We start from the raw sequence: 21,924 nt of genomic DNA, 5'->3' as shown, positions 1-21,924 counted from the left end.
GGTCACAGGTCGTGGCGCTCCATCATTTGAGGAATGACGCAGTCCCATCCGAAGCGATCCTGGATGCGAACGCGCAGCGCGTCTGAAGCATGCGGTTCGCCGTGAACGATGAAGGTCTTGCGCGGCGGACGCTTCAGTCCCGACAGCCAGCGCAGGATTTCCTCGGCGTCGGCGTGGGCGGAGAGCATCGGCAGGTTCGCGACCTCGGCATTTATAGGCACCCACTGGCCGTGAATCTTCACCTCCTGGGCCCCCTCGACCATCGAACGCCCGCGGGTTCCCGCCGCCTGGAAACCCGAAAACAGGATGGTGTTGCGCCGGTCCGGGCCGAACGCCTTGATGTGGTGGAGCACCCGCCCCCCGGTGGCCATCCCGCTCGCCGACAGGATCACCTTGGGCATGGGGCTGGCGGTGATCTCCTTGGACGCCTCCACATCGCGCACATAGGTGGCGACGGCGCAGGTGGCGTCGCACACCTCCGCCGGCATGCGGTGGTCTTCCAGGTGCGCGTGCAGAAGGTCGGTGGCGTTGATCGCCATCGGACTGTCCAGGTAGATGGGCGTCAGGCCGATCCGCCCGGCCTGCTTCAACCGCCAGATGTGGTACAGGAGCGACTGGGCCCGGCCGACGGCGAAGGCGGGGATGACCACGGTCCCGCCGCGCGCGGTGGTTCGTTCTATGACCTCGCCCAGGGCTTCCGTGGGGTCCCGGGAATCATGGCGCCGATCACCATAGGTCGATTCCACGACCACATAGTCGGCCTCCTCCCCCGGCTCGGGATCGACCATGGTGGCGTCGCCATAACGGCCGAGATCACCGGAGAAGAGTATCTTCGTTCCGTTCCAGGTCACCTCGGCGGTCGCCGCCCCGAGGATGTGCCCCGCGCGGCGAAGGGTCAGTCTGGCTCCGCCCGGCAGCTCTACGGACGTATGGAACGGGGTCGAGACGAAGCGCTCCATCGCGCGTCCGGCGTCCTGCACGCCATAGAGCGGCAAGGCCGGCTTGTGCTTGCCGTAGCCGTAGCGGTTCGTCTGCTCGGCGTCCTTCTCCTGGATATGGCCGCTGTCGCGCAGGATGATCTCCGCCACATCCCGGGTGGCGGCGCTGGCCAGGATGGGCCCGCGGAATCCATCCTTGACCAGTTTCGGCAGGTAGCCGGAGTGGTCCAGGTGGGCGTGGGTCAGGATCACCGCGTCAATGCTGGAGGGCTTGACCGGGAGCGGGGCCCAGTTCTGCTCGCGCAGGGTCTTGAGGCCCTGGAACAGGCCGCAGTCGATCAGGATGCGGCGACCGTCGGCCTCGAGCAGGTGTTTTGATCCGGTGACGGCGCCGGCGCCGCCGAGACTGGTGAGACTGATCACAATGGAGATCCTTCCGGGGGTGAGACTTGCAGGATGCGGGGGTGGGCCTCGCCCCGGACGGCGGCCATCTCCCCTGGCGTCAGCACGCCGGCGGCGTCGCCGAGCAGATCCGCGCAGGCGACCGCGGCGTGGGCCCAGGTGCACCGGTTGGCGAACAGCATGCCGGGCGTGTCCAGGGTTCCCCCGCGACTGAGATAGCCCAGCGCCCGGGTCCGGCGGGGGCCGCCGTCGAGGCGCCGCAACAGGCCGAGCATCGGCTCGGGCCGCGTATGGGTGAGGATGAGGCGCGGCAGGCGCTCGGGGAAGATCTCCTCGAGTTCGGCGGTCGACGCCGTATGCCGCGCCTCGATTTCATCGCGCGGCGCCCGGAACCGTCCGGGCTCCAGCAGGGCCGTGACGCAGGTTCTGCGCCCGGTTCGCTCCAGTCGCGCGGCGGCGGCGATGGCCTCACGGGCCTGATAGGCGCCGATAGCCACGATCTGAATATCGGCCGCAGCGAGATCGCCGTGGATGACCGCGGCGCCACGCGCCCACAGGGCTTCGGCGGCGACGGGGTCGACAAGGCCAGGCACGATCCGCTTCGGAACGACAAGACAGGCGACCTCCCCTCGGCCGCCGTAGACGCCCCTGAGCGCCGCCACGGCGGTGTTGGCGTCGATCGGAAACAGAACCCGGGCGGTGTCGGACATCTCCCCTAGCAGGGCTTCGGCCAGGGTGGGGTCCTGGTGGGACTGTTCATTCTTGCCATTCTCCCAGGTATGGGAAGTGGCCAGGAGCGGCACGCTGAGCCATTGCGGCGGCGCGTCGATCTCCCGCTGTCGCCGCGCGAAGATGATCTCCTGGCGCAGGAGACCCAGCATCTTCACGGCGAAGGCCTCATAGCTGACGATCAGACTGAGGCCGCCCTTGTTGCCCAGGGCCGCGCCTGCCACCGCCTCCTCGTTCAGGGCCGTGATGACCGCGCCGTCCACCGCCTCCGGCAGTCCCGGCTCGGGGCGGTTCACCCGGTGACGCAGCCGTTCGAGGGTCCGTCCCATTCCGTTGCTGCGCAGTTCGTCCGGATTGCCGAGCCGGACCCGCAGCCCCGGATTGGCGTCGATGAACGGCACGAACCATTCGTCGATCGCCTGCATCGGCGACTGCGGTCCGGCCGACCAGGACGGGACCGGACGGGTCGGATCCGCCGGAGCTCGCCGGGCGGCCGGATGGCCGCTCTCGAGGGGACGGCGCTGCAGGTCGTGGGTCGCCAGAGCGCCGAGCGCGGCCTCGAGTTCCCCCGGGGGCACGAAGAGGGCGGCCGCCGCCGCATTGAAGGTGGCGCGCGCCGCCTCGTCCGTGCGCGGATTCCCCTCCAGCGGCAGATTGTGCGCCCGGTTGGTCCCGGCCCCGGGAAACCCGAAACCCTTCACGGTGCGGGCGATCACATAGGGCAGGCGTGCGGGATAGAGGCGCTCCCGATCGGCGGTGAAACGCTTCAGTCGCTCCTCCGATTCCAGAATGGCCCAGGCCACGGCGGCCGGGTCGCGGCCGTCGATCGGGATCGGATCGAATCCGTTCAGACGCAGATGGCCATCAAGCCAGCACTCGCCGCCGTCCTGGGCGATCTCGGTGCGTTCCTCGATGCGGCGGCCATTGAGGATCATGATGGGGGTGACGAGGCCGCTGTCCTCCGCTCGCCACCAGCGCGGCGACCAATCAGAGCCCCGCTGTTCCTCGAAGGCGCCGTCGCTCAGAAAGGCGACGAGGCCCTCCCCGCGCAGCGGCATGTGGACATATTCGAGTTCGGCGAAGCCGAGGTAGCCGCCTTCGGAGACCGCACCCGCCGTTTCCGGGCCGGAGTGACTGCCGAGGGGAACAGCCGGGCGGCCATCCGGGCCGATAGCGTAGCTGTAGAAGTCGGACGCCAGCTGGGACAAGCTGGCCTCGGACCGATCGTATCGACCCTTCTGCCCCGGCGAAACGTCCCCGGTCAGGGCGTTGACCGCCTCCACGGCCGCGACGCAGTGGCCCTGGCCCATGATCCAGGAACGCGTTCCCCCGGACAGCGCATTGGCGAGCAGATAGCCGACGAAGGCGGGCGCCATGTTCAGCGAGCCGCCGGTGTGCCCCTCCGGAGACGCCTTGAAGGCCTCGGCCGGCAAGGCGGCGCCCGACAGGTCGACCCTACGGGCGTAGGTCATGTGGGCCACCATCCACATGGCGGCGCTGGCCAGCCGATCGGCCGCGGCCACCAGGCGATACACCGCCTCCTCGTCGGGCCACGCGCCGCGCCGCACGAGGCGCTCGGCCGCCGCGGCCAGTCGCTCGACGGTCTCCGGGCTTCGCACAAACGCTCCGTAGCCGCCCCGCCATGTTTCCGCCCAGCGCATCGAATCCTCGCCTTCCGCAAACGTTCCGGTCCTGAACCGGTCGCGCGTATGACGCCGCTCGCCTGGAATCCTTACGGCCCGGCCCATCAACGCGCCGGCTTGCCTGCGGTCCGCCGGAGCGACATAGTGAATACTCGCCCAACAAAACGGATAACGATATGTGCCTGTCGGCGCCCGTGAGCTTTGCCGCCGCCGCTTTTCTGATCCCGTCCGGCGGCTTCACCCTGGCCACGACGCTGAAGCGCGACCGGCGCTACGCAATGCTGGCGGCGCTGCCGATCCTTCTGGGCCTCCAGCAGCTGATGGAGGGCTTCATCTGGTTGACCGGCTCGGGCGTCGAGCCTGGAGGCGCGCGCGTCTATTCCCTCGTCTATATGTTCTTCGCCTGGGTGGTCTGGCCGATCTGGCTGCCGGTTTCGGCCTATTTCCTTGAGCCGCACCGCCGGCGCTCTGCCTTTTTGATGTTCGCGCTCGCTGGCGCCGCCCTTGGTTCCGTCCAGTTCATTCCCTACCTGGTCCACGAGGGATGGTTGCAGGTCACCCTGCTTCCTCGGGCCATTCGCTACAGCGACACTGAACTGCTCGACGCGGTTATCGGACGGCCGATGACCTACCTGGCCTATGTCGCCCTCCTCATCGTCCCCCTGTTGCTTTCGACCGATCGCACGGCGAGGCTGTTCGGCGGCCTGGTGGCGCTGGTGTTGGCGATCACCGTTAGCTTCTTCCAATGGGCCTACATTTCCGTATTCTGCTTCGGAGGCGCAGTAGCGTCACTATACCTGATCTGGGCGATCTACCGGAAACCGGCCGCGATGCGGGCGACCTGCTGAGGCAGAGGTCACGGCGTTTCATGCGATCCGCGGGTCCGCTCGGCCGCGCGATGGCCGTCTTCCAGGGGACGAATTTCACAAATGAGCAGCACCCTTCGAACGACAGGGCAACACGGCATGCGACTGATAATTCCGCTTCCCGGCAACGAAATATTCGCGCGCCGGCTAGCCGAAGCCGGCGGGTGGGAGTTGGGCGCGATCGAGACCCGGCGCTTTCCCGATGGCGAGAGCTATGTCCGCATCCTTTCCGACGTCGCGGACAAGATGGTCTACCTTGTCTGCACGCTCGCTCGACCCGATGACGGTTTCCTCCGCCTCGTCTTCGCGGCAGACGCCGCCCGCGCGCTCGGCGCACGCGAGGTGACGCTGATCGCGCCCTACCTCTCCTATATGCGCCAGGACCGACGCTTCCAGCCTGGCGAGGCCATAACCTCCAAGACATTCGCGCGCCTTGTTTCCTCGACCTTCGATCGCCTCGTGACAGTCGATCCGCACCTGCACAGGTATCCAGCGCTCTCCGCGCTCTACACGATCGCCGCCCAGACGCTGCACGCCGCGCCTCTCCTTGCAGACTGGATCGCCGCAGAGGTCGGTGAGCCCTTGATCATCGGGCCGGACGAGGAGAGCGAGCAGTGGGTGTCGGAGATCGCCAGGCGCATCGGTGCGCCTTATGCGGTGCTGCGCAAGGTTCGGCACGGCGACCGCAACGTCGATGTCGAGGTTCCTGACCTCTCGCAATGGAAGGACCGCTATCCGGTCCTCGTCGACGATATCGCCTCGTCAGGGCACACCCTGATTGAAGCCGCTCGAAAACTGCCGCTTCAGGGCTTCCCGCGACCGGTCTGCGCGGTTGTCCACGGCGTGTTCGCGGAGGACTCCCACGAGCGACTGAAGGAGCTCACCGACCGGATCGTCTCAAGCGATTCCATTCCTCACGACAGCAACGCCATCGGGCTTGCGCCGCTGATCGCTGCGGCGATCGCCGCTGAAGGCGCTCAGGAGGGCATCATCCGGCGCCGTCGTCCCCCTAAGCCCCTCGATGAAGTGGAGCGGGCAGGCGTCGATTCATTTCCGGGCGGCGTCGACTGACGGTCGTTCATCGGAGCCGGCGCAATGCAAGGGGATTCCAGAGGCGGTCCGCGCCGACGGCGATCCTGGGGCCGCCGTCGGCTTTCGGTTCGCTCAGAACCAGGCCTTGATCCCGACCACCAGGCGCGTCGCATCCACGTCGTCGCCTCGCGCCCTGGCGTAGTCGGCTGTGTCGCCGAACGAGCGGCTCCATTCGGCCCCGACATAGGGGGCGAACTCCTTGCGGATTTCATAGCGCAGGCGAAGCCCCGCCGTGACCGAGGTCAGACCAGAACCGATCTCCAGTTCTGGAATGTCGCTGGCCGATAGGGCGACCTCGATGGCCGGCTGCAGGATCCACTTCTGGGTGATGCGCTGATCATATTCAGCCTCGGCGCGGGCGGTCAGGTCGCCTTTGGTGGAGAGAAACGCGGCGGCGCTCATCTCGAACCAGTAGGGAGCGACGCCCTGGACGCCGACAGTCAGATGAGTGGTGTCCTCGCCGTCGGGACGGAAGTCCTGGCGCACACCCGCCTGTACGTCCCAAAAGGGGGCGATGGCGCGGCTGTAGAGGGCCTGAACCTCGGCCTCGTGCAGCTTGCCGTCGAACGCCCCCTCCCCCTCGGTCTTCCACCAGAAGCGGTTGATGTCGCCGCCGGTCCAGCCCTGGGCGTTCCAGCTATAGCCCTTCTCCCCATCGCCGAAGCTGGATTCAATCGAGTCGATCAGCACGGCGGTCGAGCGAATGTCGCCGTTCTCGACCAGCAGTTGCTTGCGCGAGGCCGCCATGACGGCGGGGTCGAACAGCAGGTCCGCCGCATGGGCGGGCGCGGCGCGGGCGGCGGCAGGCGGCGGCGTCTCGACCATCCGTCCGCCGACAGCGTCCACGCTGGTCGGGATGTTGGGCGCGCCGCCCGCCATGCCGCTCATGTCGTGGCCAGCGTGGGGATCGGCGACAGGCGCCTGGCCCATGTTGTGCCCTGCATGAGGATCAGCGGCAGGGGCCTGAGCCGGCGCCGCCTGCATCCCGCTCATGTCATGACCGGCGTGCGGATCGGCCGCAGCCGCCGGAACCGCGCCCATGTTGTGACCGGCATGAGGATCAGCGGCAGGCGCCTGGGCTGGAGCCATCTGCATCGCGCTCATGTCGTGCCCGGCATGCGGGTCAACCGCCGCTGGAGCCGGGCTCATGTTGTGACCGGCATGAGGATCGGCGGCAGGCGTCTGGGCCGGAGCCATCTGCATGCCGCTCATGTCATGCCCCGCGTGCGGGTCGGCCGCCGCCGGAGCGGCACCCATGTTGTGACCGGCATGAGGGTCAGCGGCGGGTGGCGTGGACGGAGCCGCCTGCATGCTCCTCATGTCATGCCCCGCGTGCGGGTCGGCCGCAGCCGCCGGGGCCGCAGCCGCCTGCATCCCGCTCATATCGTGGCCAGCGTGCGGATCGGTCGCCACCGGCACCGGAGGCGTGGCGCGCCTAGGCTGAGGGGCGGCGGCACGAGGCTTGGGCTTGGGGGCGGGCGTCGGCCGGGCTTGCGGAGGACGGGCGGGCGCGGCGTGGGCGCCGTGGCCGCCATGGGTCTGGGCGACGGCCGAACCGGCGGCCAGCATCAGGGGCAGGACCGCGACAGCGGCGAACAGGGCGCGGCTCATCGGGCGGCTCCTTCCAGCGGACGAACCGTGACGACGTTGAACATCCCCGCGTGCATGTGCATCAGCAGGTGGCAGTGGAAGGCCCAGTCGCCCGGCGCGTTGGCGGTCAGGTCGAAGGTGACCTTGCCGCCCGGCGCCACATTGACCGTGTGCTTCAGCGGCTGATGCCCGTCGTGGCCGTTGACCAGCTCAAAGAAGTGGCCGTGCAGGTGGATGGGGTGGGCCATCATGGTGTCGTTGACCAGGGTGACGCGGACCCGCTCGTTCAGTTCGAACCGGATCGGCTCGACCAGTTCCGAGAACTTGCGTCCGTCAAAGCCCCACATGAACCGTTCCATATTGCCGGTCAGGTGGATTTCCATGGTGCGGGACGGCGGGCGCGTGTCCTTGTTCGGCTCAAGGGAGCGCAGGTCGGTATAGACCAGGACCCGGTGATCGACGTCCTGCAGCCCTTGCGGACGGTCGCCCAGACGGTTGGCGGGCGCGGGCGCGATGGCGTCTACCCCGACGCCGACCGCCATGTCGGCGGGGGCGTTGTTGGGGTCACGCATGCTCATGGCGCCGTGGTCCATCGGCGCGGCGGCGGCTCCGGCTGTGGCGGCCGCTGCTGCTCCATGGGCCGAGTGGTCCATGCCAGCCATCGAGCCGTGATCCATGCCCCCCATGCCCATGTCGGTCATGGTCAGGTTCGGCACCTTGCGCAGGGGGGGAACCTCGGCGGTCATGCCCATACGCGGGGCCAGGGTGGCGCGCCCCATGCCCGACCGGTCGATGGCCTCCGACACGATGGTGTAGGCGCGGTCCTCGGTGGGACGGACGATGACGTCATAGGTCTCGGCGACCGAAATCTGGAACTCGTCCACCTCGACCGGGCGCACATGCTCGCCATCGGCCTGAACCACGGTCATGGCCAGACCGGGGATGCGGACGTTGAAGATCGACATGGCCGAGGCGTTGATGACGCGCAGGCGCACCCGCTCTCCGGGCCGGAACAGGCCGGTCCAGTTCTCTTCGGGTCCGTGGCCGTTGATCAGATAGGTGTAGGTGGTGCCGTTGACGTCCAGGATGTCGCGCGGATCCATGCGCATCCCGCCCCACATCCGGCGCTCGGCCAGGCTCATCCCGTCCGACCCGTCCAGCAGGCCCGCCAGGGTGGTCTTCTGCATGTTGAAGTAGCCGGGGCTCTTCTTCAGCTTGGCCAGGATTTCGTGCGGATGCATGAAGCTCCAGTCCGACAGGACCAGCACATGCTCGCGGTCATAGCCGACCGGATCGACGCCCGCCGGGGTCGATGACGATGGGGCCGTAATGGCCCATGGCCTCCTGCAGGCCCGAATGGCTGTGATACCAGTAGGTGCCCGACTGCTTCAGCGGGAACTCATAGACAAAGGTCTCGCGCGGCTTGATGCCGGGGAAGCTGACGCCCGGCACGCCGTCCATCTGGAACGGCAGCAACAGGCCGTGCCAGTGGATCGAGGTGTCCTCGTCCAGGGTATTGGTCACTGACAGACGCACGTTCTGGCCTTCGCGCATCCGCAGCAGGGGCGCGGGCAGCAGGCCGTTGATCATGAAGGCGTGGCCCGTGCGCCCGCCCACGGTAAAGCTGGCGTCTCCGACGGTCAGGTCGATGTTGGGTCCCGTCAGGGTCGGCAGATCGGCGCGCAGACCAGGGGAACCCGACTGGGCCCAGGCCGGCAGAAGCCCCGAAAGGCCAAGCAGCCCGCCGCCCGCGGCCGCGCCGCGCAACAGGGATCTGCGATCGAGAGCCCATGCTCGACATATGATGGATCATCCTTCCTTGAACGCACTTCACGACCGACGACTTCGGCGTGAGCTTCACAGGGTATTACGCACCCGCACGCTCCATCCCTTGCGACAGGTCGCCACACAAGCGCTTGCGAAGTTCGCTTCAGAAGAATTCAAGGGGGTCATATGTGGAGACGCCGGAGCACCCAGGCCCCAAACCCTTGCGGCGGCCCGCGTCAGGAGCGTCGCTGTCCCTTCTCGACGACGAACGCAGCCGCCTAGAGGCGCTTCAGGATCGCCTGCATCTGAGCGATCTCATCGTCCTGGGCCCGGATGATCCGATCGCACAGGGCGATAATCTCCGGATCGCGGATCGAGGCCTGCTCGCACATCAGAATCGCGCCGGAATGATGCGGGATCATGGACCGGAGGAACTCCTTGTCGCCCACCCCCGCCTGGGTCCGCATGCCGACAAAGGCGAGGACGAACACCGCCGCGGCACCGCCGACGATCGCCAGATTCAGCTTTCGCGAGGGGTACATGGACCGCATGAACCAGAGCATGAGGATCGCCATGGGGGTGACCATCATGAGCGTCATGTAGACGTTGTTGAGGTTGAGGTAGAAATGATCCAGCGTGGCGATCATTGTATACATGACGAGATACATGACGATGAAATCGAGAACCAGCTCGATCCCGAACGACCGGTATTGACCCTTGTTCACGTCGCGTCTCCTACGTCCAGATTCGATTTCCCTGCACACGCAGCGCGTCAGGTCCCCCAGCTAACCCATACTAAAAATCATGGTTCCAGCCGTTGACCTTCCCATAAGGGTAAGGATTAGAACCGGCAGGCGTTCATTTTTGAAAGGTTCGCCCATGTCCGCCCATGTTCCCGGGACTTCCGATCTACAGGTGCTCCACATTCCCAGGATGCGCTGCGGCGGCTGCGCCGCCGGCGTCGAGAAGGCCATCCACGCCGTGGACGCCTCCGCCGCCGTCAAGGCCGACATCGAGGCCCGCCGCGTCGAGGTGACGACTGCCGCCGACCGTCAAACCCTGCTGACCGCGCTGGACGCCGCCGGCTATCCGGCCGAGGCCGCCTGACCATGAACAAGCTCAAGCTTTCCGCCCTCGCCGCCGGCGTCGTCCTCCTCGGCGGCGCGGGCTTCCTGCTGAACGGCCTGCCGACCGTGGCCCATGCCTCGGACATGACCGTCTACAAGAGCGATTCCTGCGGCTGCTGCGGCGGCTGGGTCGAGCATATGCGCAAGGCCGGCTATACGATCCGCGTCGTCCCCACTGACGACCTGGCGCCGGTGAAAGTCCGCCTGGGCGTGCCGGAAGCCCTCTGGAGCTGCCATACGGCCGTCGTCGACGGCAAGGTGATCGAGGGCCACGTCCCCGCCGCCGCCGTCAACGCCTTCCTGAAATCGCCCGGCGCCTCGCGCGGCATCGGCGTCGGCGGCATGCCGACCGGCTCGCCCGGCATGGAGGCGCCCGGCTACGCCCCCGAACGCTATGACGTCATGCGCTTCGGCGCGGGCCAGCCCGCCCGCTTCATGACCTTCGAAGGCGCGACGCCCCGTCCGCTAGCCCCCCTGCTCCGCTATGACAGATGGCCCCGCCGGCTAGCCGGCGGGGCCTTTTCGTATCTCCCATCGCGGACCAGACCATCGCCTGCGGCGCCCTCTCCAGGGGGAGCCTTCAGGGATAGATGCAATTGAGCCATCGACCTCGACCAGGTGAAAGACGCGCTTGATCGCCCGCTCAACCGGAATGTCCGGCCTACTCAGGCCGGATCGCAGTCACTTCGGGTTCGCGACCGCGTACAGTCACATCGAACTGGACGCGCTCGCCTACCTCGCGAATTTCGCCTTCGCCCGGCATCGTTTCGGTTGGTCGCGTCGAGCCAGAACTCGCCGTCGCTAGATCTTCGTGGGCGGCGACGACCAGTAGGTCGAAGCCCGAGAAGTAACGGCCGACCGGGTCGTGGCCCCAGTCGCTTCGCGCATATGACCCGTAAAGAAGGACCTTGAGGATTCTACCCTTCTCCAGGGCTCTGCGCGGCATGTTGAAATCGCATCGTCGAACGTCTCCCGGATCACCTCGACCAGCACCTCCAGCAAGCATTCGGGCCGGAAACCGTCACGCGAAAGGGCGCGGCCACTTGCGTTCCAGCACTCGAGGGAACCACGGCTTTCGCACGGGCAGATCTCGCGCGGCCTGTAAAAAAATCGTGTCGGCGCCGAGGCGGGAGCTCGCCGCGCTGCGTAAGTCGAAATAGGGGGGCCGCATTTCGGCCCAAAAATTAGCGGGAAAAAGCCTTTGGCCAACATCTCTTTCAGAAGCCAGCTCGTCACGTCTTCAGTCCTTTCGGGCCTGGTGATCGCCGCCGCCACATTGCCGGCCTTGCCTGCCGCCGCCCAGATCCAAACTCCGGCCGCTCCTCAATCGTCAGACGCTGCCGTTGAAATAGACACAATCGTCGTCACCGGCTCTCGTATCGCGCGCCAAGACTACAGCGCCAACAGCCCGATCGTGACCATGACCCAGGAAGACTTTAAGGCGACGGGGTCGGTCAATATCGAAAGTCTGATCAACGATCTTCCGCAGTTCACCGCTCTGGGCAACGCCGCGTCGAACAGTCCGAACCTGGCCGGCCAGGCGAACGTCCAGCTCCGCGGACTGGGCTCGACCCGCACCTTGGTGCTGCTGAATGGCCGCCGCATAGTTCCGTCCAACGCTTCGTCCGTCGTCGATCTCAATCTGCTGCCGACGCCGCTCATCTCCAGTATCGAGACGATTACTGGCGGCGCCTCTTCGACCTATGGATCGGACGCCGTCGGCGGCGTGCTCAACTTCCTGCTCGATGGAAACTTCGAAGGCCTGCAGTTCGACGCCCAGTATGGATCCTCGGACCGGGGCGACGCCTCGACCGAAGCGGTCAGCCTGACCCTGGGCGGCGACATCGCCGAGGGCCGCGGACATGCGGTGTTGTCGGCCAGCTATTCAAACCGCGCCTCCGTCCTCAACGCCAGTCGCGCCTTTTCGCTGATCGGGGGCTTTGCCGGCACGTCGCCCTTAGGCTCGACCGTGTTCGACGCCACCAACCTGCCGACGGCCGCCGCTGTCAACGCCGCCGTCCCCGGCGCCGCCCGGGGCGACACCTTCGGCTTCAACAACAATGGGACCCTGTTCACCTATCGGGGCGCGCGCGATTACGTCAGCCCCGGCGGCGTCGATTACGAAGGCTTCCGCACGCCCGGTCCGCTCCAGCAGACGGACTTCGCCTACAGCACCGTCGACCGCAATTACATGATCATCCCGCAGAAGCGGTACAATGTGTATGCGGCGGCGGACTACGAGATCAACTCTGCGGTGGAGCTATACGCCGACTTCCTGTTCTCCCAGTACGAAGCCGGCAATCAGTTGGCCTCCAACCCGGCCACCGGACCGACCACCGGGTTCCGCATTCCATCGACCAACCCGTTCATTCCCGCCGAGCTGCGCAGCGTCCTGGACTCCCGCCCGAACCCGGCCGGAAGCTTCCGCCTCGACAAGCGCTTCAACGAACTCGGCCCGCGACGCCAGTCCGAGGACTACAACGTCTATCAGATCAACACGGGCATACGCGGCGACCTCGTCGGCCTCCGCGACTGGACCTACGACGCCTATGTTTCCTATGGCCGAGTGAACAACGGCACCGTCTACACCGGCTACCTCGCCCGCTCGGCGCTGCAGCGGCTCCTGGAAGCCCCCGACGGCGGGGCGTCGATCTGCGCCGGCGGTTTCAATCCCTTCGGCGTCAACCCAATGAGCGCGGCGTGCATCGCCTATGTCGGCCGGGTGGCCAAGAATGTGACCACGAACGACCAGAGCGTCGCTGAACTGAACCTGCAAGGCGGCCTGTTCACCCTGCCCGCCGGCGAGGTCCGCGCGGCCGTCGGCGCAGCCTACCGCGAGCAGAACTACAACTTTTCGCCTGATAACCTGCTGCTCAGCACATTCACCCTCAACGGCGTCACCGGGCCTGAGCTGGCCGGCAACTCCGGCCAGCCGCTATCGGGGTCGGATCAAGTGTCGGAGCTCTACGGCGAGGTCCTGATCCCGTTGCTTAGCAATCTGCCGTTTGTGCGCAGTCTGGAGACAAATCTCGGCTACCGCGTCTCGGACTACGAAACGATCGGAAGGGTCGGATCCTACAAGGCCGATCTCAGCTGGGAAGCGCTCAACGGACTACGCTTCCGCGGCGGCGTTCAGCGCGCGGTCCGCGCGCCCTCTATCGGCGAGCTGTTCGCAGCGCAGAATCTGAGCTTCCCGTCGATCGGGGTGCCGGTTTCCTCGACCGGCGCGCGCCAGTTCTCCGGGGATCCCTGCGATATTCGCGGCGCGTATCGCACGCCGGGCGCGGCAAACGCCAATGCGGTGCGAACCCTGTGCCTGGCGCAGAATGTCCCGTCTCAGGTGATCGATTCCTACACCTTCTCCAACTCTCAGGTCTCTGGGGTCACCGGGGGCAACCCAATGCTGGAGGAGGAGACCGCAGATTCCTTCACCGTGGGAGCCACCTGGCAGTCGCCGTTCGCGGCCCCGTGGCTCAGCCGGGTGTCCGGATCTATCGACTACTACGATATCACGATCGAGAAGGTGGTCGGCACGGTATCGACGACTGAACAACTGCGTCGCTGCTACAATCAGGACGGCGCGTCCAATCCGACCTACGATCCGAACAACATCTTCTGCCGCATGTTCAGCCGAGATCCGAACTCGGGACAGATCACCAACACCTTCGAGACCAACGCCAACCTCGGCACGCTGGAGACCAAGGGCATCGACTTCCAAGTCGATTGGCGAATCGACCTGGTCGATCTCGGCGCGCCGGATTGGGGAAGCCTGGCCCTAAACGTCACCGGTACGAAGCTCCTGAAATGGGAGCGGCAGGACATTCCGGGCGGCGCCTTCACGGATCGCAAAGGCACGATCTCAAACAGCTTCGGCCTGACCCTGCCCAAGTGGAAGGTCCTTTCCACGCTGAACTGGAGCCAGGACCCGTGGAACGTCGGCCTGCGGTGGCGCTACCAAGGATCAGTCGAGAATTTCAACAACCGAAGCCAGGTTGTCGATGCCATCCACTACATCGACCTCAATGCCGGTTTCAAAGTGAACGAGGTCGTCTCGCTGCGGGCTGGCGTCAACAATCTGACAGACGAACAGCCACCGGTCTATGCACCCGCGATCGCCGCCAACACCGATCCCTCCAGCTACGACCTGATCGGTCGCCGGTATTACCTCGGACTGACCGCGCGCTTCTAGGCCCGCTGAAGGCGCCCCCTAGCCGCTGCAAGGCTAAGGGGGCGCCAAGACACTCAAACGATATCGGCCGGCGCAGACACCGGCGAAACAACAGATCAAGAGAAGAATGCACGACATGAGAACGAATTTGATGGTGGCTATGGTCTCGGGCCTGAGCCTGTTCGCCGGGGCGGCCGCCGCCCACGACTTCTTCCTGGCGCCGGAGCGTTTCGTCGGGCCGATGGGCCACCCGCTCATTGTCCACGCAACCTCGTCGTCGGACTTCCCTGCCCTCAACGTGGGTTCGCCCCGCAGCCGCATCGCCGAGGTCCGGGCGGTGGTCGATGGTCGTCCGGCGGCCGTCACCGTCGGGGCCCAAGCCAAGTCCCTGCGCCTGGCGGTGTCCAGTGACACCCAGGGGATGGCGACCGTGACGCTTCTGACGATCTGGGGCGAATCCACCTGGCGGCCTGACCAGGTCGACACCTATCTGGAGGAGCACCCCTTCAAGGCCGAGGATGTAGCGACAGCGCGCCGACTGCTGCCTGAAGGCGCGCCGCTTGAAGTGAGGTCGCGTCGGCTGGCCAAGACGCTCGTCTGCTTCCAGACCTGCACCCCGACGGCGGGGGGGGCGACGGGGTTAGAGGTCGAGTTTCTCCCCGAGTTCGTGGCTGGGCGGAATAGTCCTGCGACCTTCCAACTGGTCAGAAACGGGCATCCAATACCGGGGCAACCCGTCACGATCAGGTTTGGACAGGACGAAAGGCGCGCGGTTCAAACCGACGCGGAGGGCCGGCTACGGATTCCGGACGGCGTAACCGGTCCTGTCATGTTAGTCGCCGCGACGCTGGATGCACCGACGGAGAAGGGTGGACGCTTCGTCACCAACAACGCGTCTTTGACGTTCGAGGCTACAGTGGTTCGTGACGAAAGCGGTCGTTGACCCTGTGCCTTGGAAATGGCCGAGCGCGAGTCACGATGGCGAAAACTGAAACCGTCCAGCGCCAAATATCTCGGCGCGAGCTACCTGCGCGTTTCGAAGCCGTGCGGCTGATAAAGTAGGAGAAGGGGAAAACGACGTGCGATCCTGACGCCACGAGTAAGATCCAGCGTCCTTGCTCCTTGCCTATGTGCTCGATACGTGACGGCGAAACTCAAGCTCCTTTCGCAACTATGTGGTTCCGCGAAAAGGCCGCGCGCCCCCAGAGGGCGCGCGGCGAGTTTTCAGCCTTTTCGGCTCCTATTCGGCGCCTCGCGCGGCATGGAGGCCCCCGGCTACGCTCCTGAACGCTATGACGTCATGCGCTTCGGCGCGGACCAGCCCGCCCCCTTCATGACCTTTGAAGGCGCGAACCCGGTTCGTCGCTAACAAGGCAAAGGCCCCGCCGATTGTACGGCGGGGCCTCTCTTTATGCCTGCTCGGGACCCAGAACGGCGTCGACTTCGGCCTGGGTCGATCCCCGCTTCGCCGGGATGACCGGCCTATTCGGGCCGGATCGCGGTCACTTCGGATTCGCGACCGCGCACGGTCACGTCGAACTGGACGCGCTCGCCGACCTTGGCCTTCTCGACCACGGCGGGAGCCGCCTTGAAGTTCATGGTCATGGCGGGCCAGTCGACGCCCGGGATCGGACCATGATCGATCGTCACGGAGCCTGTCGTCGCATCGACCTTCGTGATCACGCCCGTTCCGACGCCCGACTTGACGGTTTCGGCCGGCGCCATGGGCGTGGCGGCCATGTCGCCGGCAGTCGCCGGAGCGGCGGCCGGCGCTTCGACCGGCGCGGGTTCCGTTTTCTGGTTGCAGGCTGCGAGGCTGATGGCCAGGCCGGCCGAGAGAATGAGGGCGTGTTTCATTTGGGTTCTCCAGGGTTGAACGTGGGGGATGGACGCTTTCGACGGCGAAGCAGGAGGTATCCGGCCGGGATCACCAGCATGGACAGCAGGGGCGCGGTCAGCATGCCGCCGATGACCGGCGCGGCGATGCGGCTCATGATTTCCGATCCGGCGCCGTGGCCGATCAGGATCGGCACCAGGCCGGCGATGATGACGGCGACGGTCATGGCCTTGGGCCTCACCCGAAGAAGCGCCCCTTCACGGACCGCCGCCTCGACCTGACTGCGATCGGGGTTCGGCCCCCGATCCCTCAGCGCGTGCTTGAGGTAGATCAGCATGACTACGCCGAACTCGGCCGAAAGGCCGGCCAGGGCGATGAAGCCGACGCCGGTCGCCACCGACTGGTGATAGCCCAGCAGGTAGAGCATCCAGATTCCGCCGGTCAGGGCGAAGGGCAAGGAGGCCATGATCAGCAGCGCCTCATCGAAACGACCGAAGGTCAGATACAGCAGGATGAAGATGATCACGAGCGTGGCAGGGGCCACGATCTTGAGCCGGTTCGCCGCCCGCTCCAGATATTCGTACTGCCCCGAATAGGCGATTGTAACGCCCGGGCTCAAAGGCACGTCCCTGGCCACGACCTTTTGCAGGTCGGTGACGACGGACGCCAGATCGCGCCCCCGCACATCGACATAGACCCAGGTCGAAGGGCGGCCGTTCTCGGACTTCAGCATGGGCGGGCCGTCGGCGATCTCCAGCTTCGCGACCGTGCCCAGGGTGATCTGCTGGCCTGACGGGGTCAGGACCGGCAGCGCCCGCAGTTGCTCGAGATCGTCACGCAGTTCGCGCGGATAGCGCACATTGATCGGATAGCGGGCCAGGCCCTCGACCGTCTGGCCGATCGTCTCGCCGCCGATGGCGCCGGATACGATCGACTGGACATCGGCGATGTTCAGCCCGTATCGACCCGCCGCATGCCGGTCGATGTCGATATCGACATAGCGCCCCCCGGTCAGCCGCTCGGCCAGGGCCGAGGTGACGCCCGGCACGGTCTTGGCGACCTTCGCCACCTCGCCGCCGATGCGGTCGATCTCGGCCAGGTCGGCCCCGGAGACCTTGACCCCGATCGGGCTCTTGATCCCGGTCGCCAGCATGTCGATGCGGTTGCGGATCGGGGGCACCCAGAGATTGGCCAGGCCCGGCGCGCGCACGACGCGGTCCAGTTCCTCGACCAGTTTCTCCGGCGTCATGCCGGGCCGCCACTGGTCGCGCGGCTTGAACTGGATCGTGGTCTCGAACATTTCCAGCGGCGCGGCGTCGGTCGCGGTCTCCGCCCGCCCCGCCTTGCCGAACACAGTCGCGACCTCGGGGACAGAAAGAATCATTCGGTCCGTCTGCTGCAAAAGCTCAGCGGCCTTGGCGGCCGACAGTCCTGGCAGGGCCGTGGGCATATAGAGCAGGTCGCCCTCGTCCATCGGCGGCAGGAACTCACCGCCCAGCTGGCTCAAGGGCCAGGCGGTGGTGGCGAATGCGAGGACTGCGATGACCAGGGTGGCCCTTGGCCGCTTCAGCACCCAGTCCAGTGGATGACGATAGAGCCGCGTCAGCCAGCGGTTGATCGGATTGCTCTGCTCGGCGGGAATTCGTCCCCGGATCAGATATCCCATCAATACGGGAACCAGAGTGATGGACAGGATGGCCGCCGCCGCCATGGCGTAGCTCTTGGTGAAGGCGAGCGGCGAGAACATTCTCCCCTCCTGCGCCTGAAGCGAAAAAACCGGCACGAACGACAGGGTGATGATCACGAGGCTTAGGAACAGCGCCGGACCGACCTCAGCCGCCGCCTCGGTGATGACCGTCCAGCGCGCCTCGCCGACCAGTTTCTCGTCGGGATGGTCGTGCTCCCATCGTTCGATACGTTTGTGGGCGTTCTCGATCATGACGATCGCCCCGTCGACCATGGCTCCGATGGCGATGGCGATCCCGCCCAGGGACATGATGTCGGCGTTCACCCCCTGGGCGTGCATCAGCAGAAAGGCCGCCAGCACTCCCAGCGGCAGGGTCAGGATGGCGACGAGCGCTGAACGCGCGTGCCACAGGAACAGGCCGCAGACGAGCGCGACGATGATGAACTCCTCGATCAGCTTGCGGCTGAGGTTGGAGACGGCGCGGTCGATCAGTTGCGAACGGTCGTAGGTCGTGACGACCTCCACGCCCGGCGGCAGGCCCGCCTTCAGGGTCTCGAGCTTGGCGCGTACGGCCTTGATGGTGGCCCGTGCGTTCTCGCCCGAGCGCAACACCACCACCCCGCCGGCCACCTCGCCCTCGCCGTTCAGCTCAGCAATGCTGCGTCGCATCTCCGGGCCGATCTGGATGGTGGCTACATCGCCCAGCGTCACGGGCACGCCATCGGCTGCGGTGCGGATCGGTATGGCGCGGAAGTCGTCCAGATCGGTCAGATAGCCGTTGGCCCGGACCATATATTCGGCCTCGGCCAGTTCCAGCACCGAGCCGCCCGCTTCGCTGTTGGCGCGCTGGACGGCCTCGACCGCCTGCTGATGCATGATGCCGTAGGCGGCCAGTTTGATCGGGTCCAGAACGACCTGATACTGCCGCACCATGCCGCCGATGGCCGCGACCTCGGCCACCCCCGGCACGGTCTTGAGCTCATAGCGCAGGAACCAGTCCTGTAGGCTGCGCAACTGCGCCAAATCGTGACGCCCCGTCCGGTCGACCAGGGCGTATTCATAGATCCAGCCGACGCCGGTGGCGTCGGGCCCCAGTGCAGGCCGAGCGCTGTCGGGGAGCCTGGACTGGACCTGGCTGAGGTATTCCAGCACCCGCGAGCGGGCCCAGTAGAGGTCGGTTCCATCCTCGAACAGAACATAGACATAGCTGTCGCCGAAGAAGGAGTAGCCGCGCACGGTCTTGGCGCCCGGCACCGACAGCATGGTGGTCGCCAGGGGATAGGTGACCTGGTTCTCGACGATCTGCGGCGCCTGGCCGGGGTAGCTGGTGCGGATGATGACCTGGACGTCCGACAGGTCCGGCAGGGCGTCAACCGAGGTGTTCCTGACCGCCCAGAGTCCTGCGACCAGCAGGGCCAATGCCGCCATCAGCACGAATACCCGCGCCTTCACGGAGGCTCTGATAACGCCGGCGATCATTGACCGACCTCCTTCTTGGCCGTCACGGCGACCGAAGCCGCCGGGAGCGTGGCGCCGTCGATGGGGCGCGCCTCGACACCCGTCAGGCTGGCCTCGGAATCGATCAGGTACTGGCCGGAGGCGATGATCTTCTCGCCAGCGCGCAGGCCCGCCAGGATCTCCGTCTGGCCGTCGCTCTCGCGTCCGATGCGGACCTGGGCCGGCTGATAGCGGCCGTCCGGCAAGGCCAGCATGACGATGTCGCGCTGCCCGGTGCGGATGACCGCCTCGGACGGCACCAGAAGCGCCGGCGTCGTCGCCCCGCCGAAAACAACCCGGCCGAACATGCCCGGCCGCAGACGTCCGCCCCGGTTCGCCAATTCGATGCGGCCCGTGAAGGTCCGGCTGTCGCCCGAGACCTCCGGCAATAGGGCGCTCAGGCGGCCGGTGAACCGTTCGGACGGAAAGGCCGACAGGGTCGCTTCGACCGACTGTCCGACCCTTAGTTGCCCGGCGAGGGCCTCTGGGATGGCGGCGTTGAGCCAGACGGTCGACAGGCCGCTGATCTCGGCCAGGGTGGCGCCCTGCGTCACGCTCATGCCGGACCGGACCGCCAGGGTGCGGATGGCGCCGGCCGTCGGGCTGGCGATGGTGATCGTGTCGCGTGGCCGCTCGCTGCGTTCGACCGAGGCGATCAGGCTGTCGGACATCCCCATCAACACCAGCCGACGCCGCGCGGCCTGGGTCAGCGCGGCGTCGCCGGTGCGCCGCACCGCCAGATACTCCGTCTGGGCCCCGCCCCAGCTGGGGACCAACAAATCAACCAAGGGCGCGCCGGCAGCGACGACATCGCCGGGCGCGCGTCCATAGACCCGCTGCACGAAGCCGTCGGCCCGTGACTGTACGATCGCCACGTCTCGTTGATTGTAGTCGATCACCGCCGTAGCGTTCAGATCGCCGCCGAGGGTTCCCACACGCGCCGTCGCGAACCGAACCCCAAGGTTCTGGGTCAGGGCCGGGTCGATGCGCACGCCGCTGGACGAGGGGCCAGTATCGCCCTCGTCGGCGTATTTGGCGACCAAGGCCATGTCCATGAAGGGCGACGGTCCCGGCTTGTCGAACTTTTGGTCCGGATACATCGGGTCATAATAGTAGAGGACCTTGCGGTCCCCTGCCCCGTCAGCGGAAGGGACGCCCGCGTCGCCGGATCGCTGACCAATCACCACCCCGGCGCCGACGCCGATTCCTACCAGCACCAGAGCGCCCAGGGCGACGCCGAGACGATTGTAGCTGAACCCGCTCATCGGTCGCTCCCATAGGTCAGAGTGATTTCGGCAGCGTGACGCCTCACCGCCGCCTCCTTGTCCAGCGCGTCCAGCCGGGCGTTGGCCACGGCGGTGAAGGCCTGGACGATTTCAACGATCCCGATCCGACCGGCGGCATAGGCGGCGGTCTCCAGGTCAGACTGCCGCATGACAGCCGGCAGGATGACGTCGCGCGCCCGGGCCCACTGATCGTGATCCATGGCGTGCTGGGCCAGATCCCGCTGCAGGTCCGCCTCCAGCTGACGTCGCACCGCCGCACGCTCGGCTCCCACCCTGCGCGCGTCGGCCGACCGCGCGGCGATCAAAGGCTCCTGGCGCTGCCCCTGAAACAGCGGCAGACGCACGCTGGCGCCCACCGAGACCATGTCGCCGAACGCGGGGTCGCGCCGCTGATAGCTGGCCTCGACCGACCAGTCCGGACGCCGTCCGGCCCTGGCCAGGTCGAGCTCGGCCTGGGCCCGTCGATCTTCGGCCTCGTAGGCCTTGAGCATGGGCAGGACCTCAAGGCCCATGCGCAAGGCCGCCGGATCCGGCGCATCCAATGGCGGCGCGCCGTCCGGGGTCGGCGCCGGGTCACCGGTCCATCGGGTCAACACGGCGCGCGCGGCTTCCCTCTCGGCGAGCAGCCGGCTGCGTCGATCGTCCAGCGCCGCCTTCAACTGAATCGGCGCCAGGGCCATGGCCGGGCGATCCGCGCCCGACGCCACCCCAGAAGGGGCGGCGTCCCAGAGCGGTTGCAGCGCCGCCAGGATCTCGTCCACGGCCGCCAGCTTGCGGTCTGAATAATAGAGATCGATCCAGGCCCGGCCTGTAGCGATCCGCACCTCGCGCAACGTCGAGGCGTCATCGGCGACGGCTACGCCGATGGCGGCCTCAGCCACGCTACGCTCGGCGCGACGGCGCGCCCGGCTGGGCAGCTCCTGCTCGACGCCCACCCGCAGGGCGGTGAAGTCGTCATCGCCGAAACGGCCGGCCATGGGCCCGGTCACGGGAAAGCCGTCCAGTCCGAATTTGAGATTGGGATCGGGCAGGCGCCCGGCAGCGACCACGGCCGCACGGGCCGCATCAACGCCAAGAGCGCTGGCGCGAAGATCGGGCGCATTCTCGGCTGCGCGGGACAGCGCGGCCTCGAACGTCAAGGGCGCGGCCTCAGCCGCGACGCCCGGCAGACCGGCGACCGCGAGCCCGAGCACGGTCGCCCTGGCCGACGATTGGAAACGGGGGAGCATGATTTCTCCTATGAACAGCGCGCATCGGCCATGAACGGCGCGACGCATGGGGCATGACGATCCACC

At 66.7% G+C, this 21,924-nt stretch carries 14 protein-coding genes and 1 pseudogene; 6 read left to right on the top strand and 9 right to left on the bottom strand.

Features of this window, described 5'->3' with window-relative positions; all coding sequences use genetic code 11:
• Window positions 1–2: 2 nt before the first annotated feature.
• On the bottom strand, window positions 3–1,361 hold the full coding sequence (locus FGL25_RS07590; RefSeq protein WP_112999845.1) for an MBL fold metallo-hydrolase RNA specificity domain-containing protein: 1,359 nt from the start codon (window positions 1,359–1,361) through the stop codon (window positions 3–5).
• Window positions 1,358–3,730: a xylulose 5-phosphate 3-epimerase gene (locus tag FGL25_RS07585; RefSeq protein ID WP_112999846.1), complete on the bottom strand. Its 2,373-nt coding sequence runs from the start codon at window positions 3,728–3,730 to the stop codon at window positions 1,358–1,360. Before FGL25_RS07585 ends, FGL25_RS07590 begins: the two co-directional genes overlap by 4 nt.
• Before the next feature lie 158 nt (window positions 3,731–3,888).
• Here FGL25_RS07585 and FGL25_RS07580 point away from each other — a divergent pair, with 158 nt between their 5' ends.
• Both FGL25_RS07580 and FGL25_RS07575 read left to right on the top strand, forming a co-directional pair.
• Complete coding sequence (locus FGL25_RS07580; protein WP_076222520.1) at window positions 3,889–4,560, top strand: DUF6629 family protein; 672 nt, start codon at window positions 3,889–3,891, stop codon at window positions 4,558–4,560.
• Between the two features lie 81 nt (window positions 4,561–4,641).
• On the top strand, window positions 4,642–5,649 hold the full coding sequence (locus tag FGL25_RS07575; RefSeq protein WP_223850722.1) for a ribose-phosphate pyrophosphokinase: 1,008 nt from the start codon (window positions 4,642–4,644) through the stop codon (window positions 5,647–5,649).
• A gap of 93 nt (window positions 5,650–5,742) precedes the next feature.
• Here the strand turns inward: FGL25_RS07575 and FGL25_RS17425 are convergent, their stop codons facing one another.
• From FGL25_RS17425 to FGL25_RS07555, 3 genes and pseudogenes are all read right to left on the bottom strand, one after another.
• The gene (locus FGL25_RS17425) at window positions 5,743–7,281 is read right to left on the bottom strand and encodes a copper resistance protein B (RefSeq protein ID WP_252970077.1); all 1,539 of its coding nucleotides are present in this window, start codon (window positions 7,279–7,281) and stop codon (window positions 5,743–5,745) included.
• Window positions 7,278–9,066: pseudogene (locus FGL25_RS07560) on the bottom strand (copper resistance system multicopper oxidase). Before FGL25_RS07560 ends, FGL25_RS17425 begins: the two are co-directional and overlap by 4 nt.
• 239 nt (window positions 9,067–9,305) lie before the next feature.
• Window positions 9,306–9,752, bottom strand: a complete 447-nt coding sequence (locus tag FGL25_RS07555; RefSeq protein WP_003164958.1) for a DUF305 domain-containing protein — start codon at window positions 9,750–9,752, stop codon at window positions 9,306–9,308.
• A 190-nt stretch (window positions 9,753–9,942) separates the two neighbouring features.
• Between FGL25_RS07555 and FGL25_RS07550 the strand changes: the two genes are divergently transcribed.
• The 4 genes from FGL25_RS07550 to FGL25_RS07535 all read left to right on the top strand — a co-directional run bounded on the left by FGL25_RS07550 (window position 9,943) and on the right by FGL25_RS07535 (window position 15,265).
• Window positions 9,943–10,134, top strand: coding sequence for a heavy-metal-associated domain-containing protein (locus tag FGL25_RS07550; protein ID WP_232623943.1), 192 nt, complete (start codon window positions 9,943–9,945; stop codon window positions 10,132–10,134).
• Between the two features lie 2 nt (window positions 10,135–10,136).
• Window positions 10,137–10,754, top strand: coding sequence for a DUF411 domain-containing protein (locus tag FGL25_RS07545; protein WP_252970076.1), 618 nt, complete (start codon window positions 10,137–10,139; stop codon window positions 10,752–10,754).
• Between the two features lie 601 nt (window positions 10,755–11,355).
• The gene (locus FGL25_RS07540; protein ID WP_003164961.1) at window positions 11,356–14,343 is read left to right on the top strand and encodes a TonB-dependent receptor domain-containing protein; all 2,988 of its coding nucleotides are present in this window, start codon (window positions 11,356–11,358) and stop codon (window positions 14,341–14,343) included.
• A gap of 106 nt (window positions 14,344–14,449) precedes the next feature.
• Complete coding sequence (locus FGL25_RS07535; protein WP_040345406.1) at window positions 14,450–15,265, top strand: DUF4198 domain-containing protein; 816 nt, start codon at window positions 14,450–14,452, stop codon at window positions 15,263–15,265.
• Between the two features lie 539 nt (window positions 15,266–15,804).
• On the opposite strand, the gene FGL25_RS07525 is transcribed toward FGL25_RS07535, so the two are convergent.
• The 4 genes from FGL25_RS07525 to FGL25_RS07510 are packed head-to-tail and all read right to left on the bottom strand — an operon-like array spanning window position 15,805 to window position 21,858.
• Complete coding sequence (locus tag FGL25_RS07525) at window positions 15,805–16,179, bottom strand: copper-binding protein (RefSeq protein WP_046652884.1); 375 nt, start codon at window positions 16,177–16,179, stop codon at window positions 15,805–15,807.
• Window positions 16,176–19,325 carry an efflux RND transporter permease subunit gene (locus FGL25_RS07520; RefSeq protein ID WP_088491549.1) on the bottom strand — a complete coding sequence of 1,050 codons (3,150 nt, stop codon included), beginning with the start codon at window positions 19,323–19,325 and terminating at the stop codon, window positions 16,176–16,178. The genes FGL25_RS07525 and FGL25_RS07520 overlap by 4 nt, the downstream gene beginning before the upstream one ends.
• On the bottom strand, window positions 19,322–20,608 hold the full coding sequence (locus tag FGL25_RS07515) for an efflux RND transporter periplasmic adaptor subunit (RefSeq protein ID WP_003164967.1): 1,287 nt from the start codon (window positions 20,606–20,608) through the stop codon (window positions 19,322–19,324). Before FGL25_RS07515 ends, FGL25_RS07520 begins: the two co-directional genes overlap by 4 nt.
• Entirely contained in the window at window positions 20,605–21,858 is a 1,254-nt protein-coding gene (locus tag FGL25_RS07510; RefSeq protein ID WP_046652886.1) for a TolC family protein, read from the bottom strand. Before FGL25_RS07510 ends, FGL25_RS07515 begins: the two co-directional genes overlap by 4 nt.
• Window positions 21,859–21,924 lie beyond the last annotated feature (66 nt).

The sequence above is a fragment of the Brevundimonas vancanneytii genome (assembly GCF_901421975.1).
Taxonomy (GTDB): domain Bacteria; phylum Pseudomonadota; class Alphaproteobacteria; order Caulobacterales; family Caulobacteraceae; genus Brevundimonas; species Brevundimonas diminuta.
The sequence above is the reverse complement of the archived record's forward strand: the minus strand, read 5'-3'. Positions and strand labels throughout refer to the sequence as shown.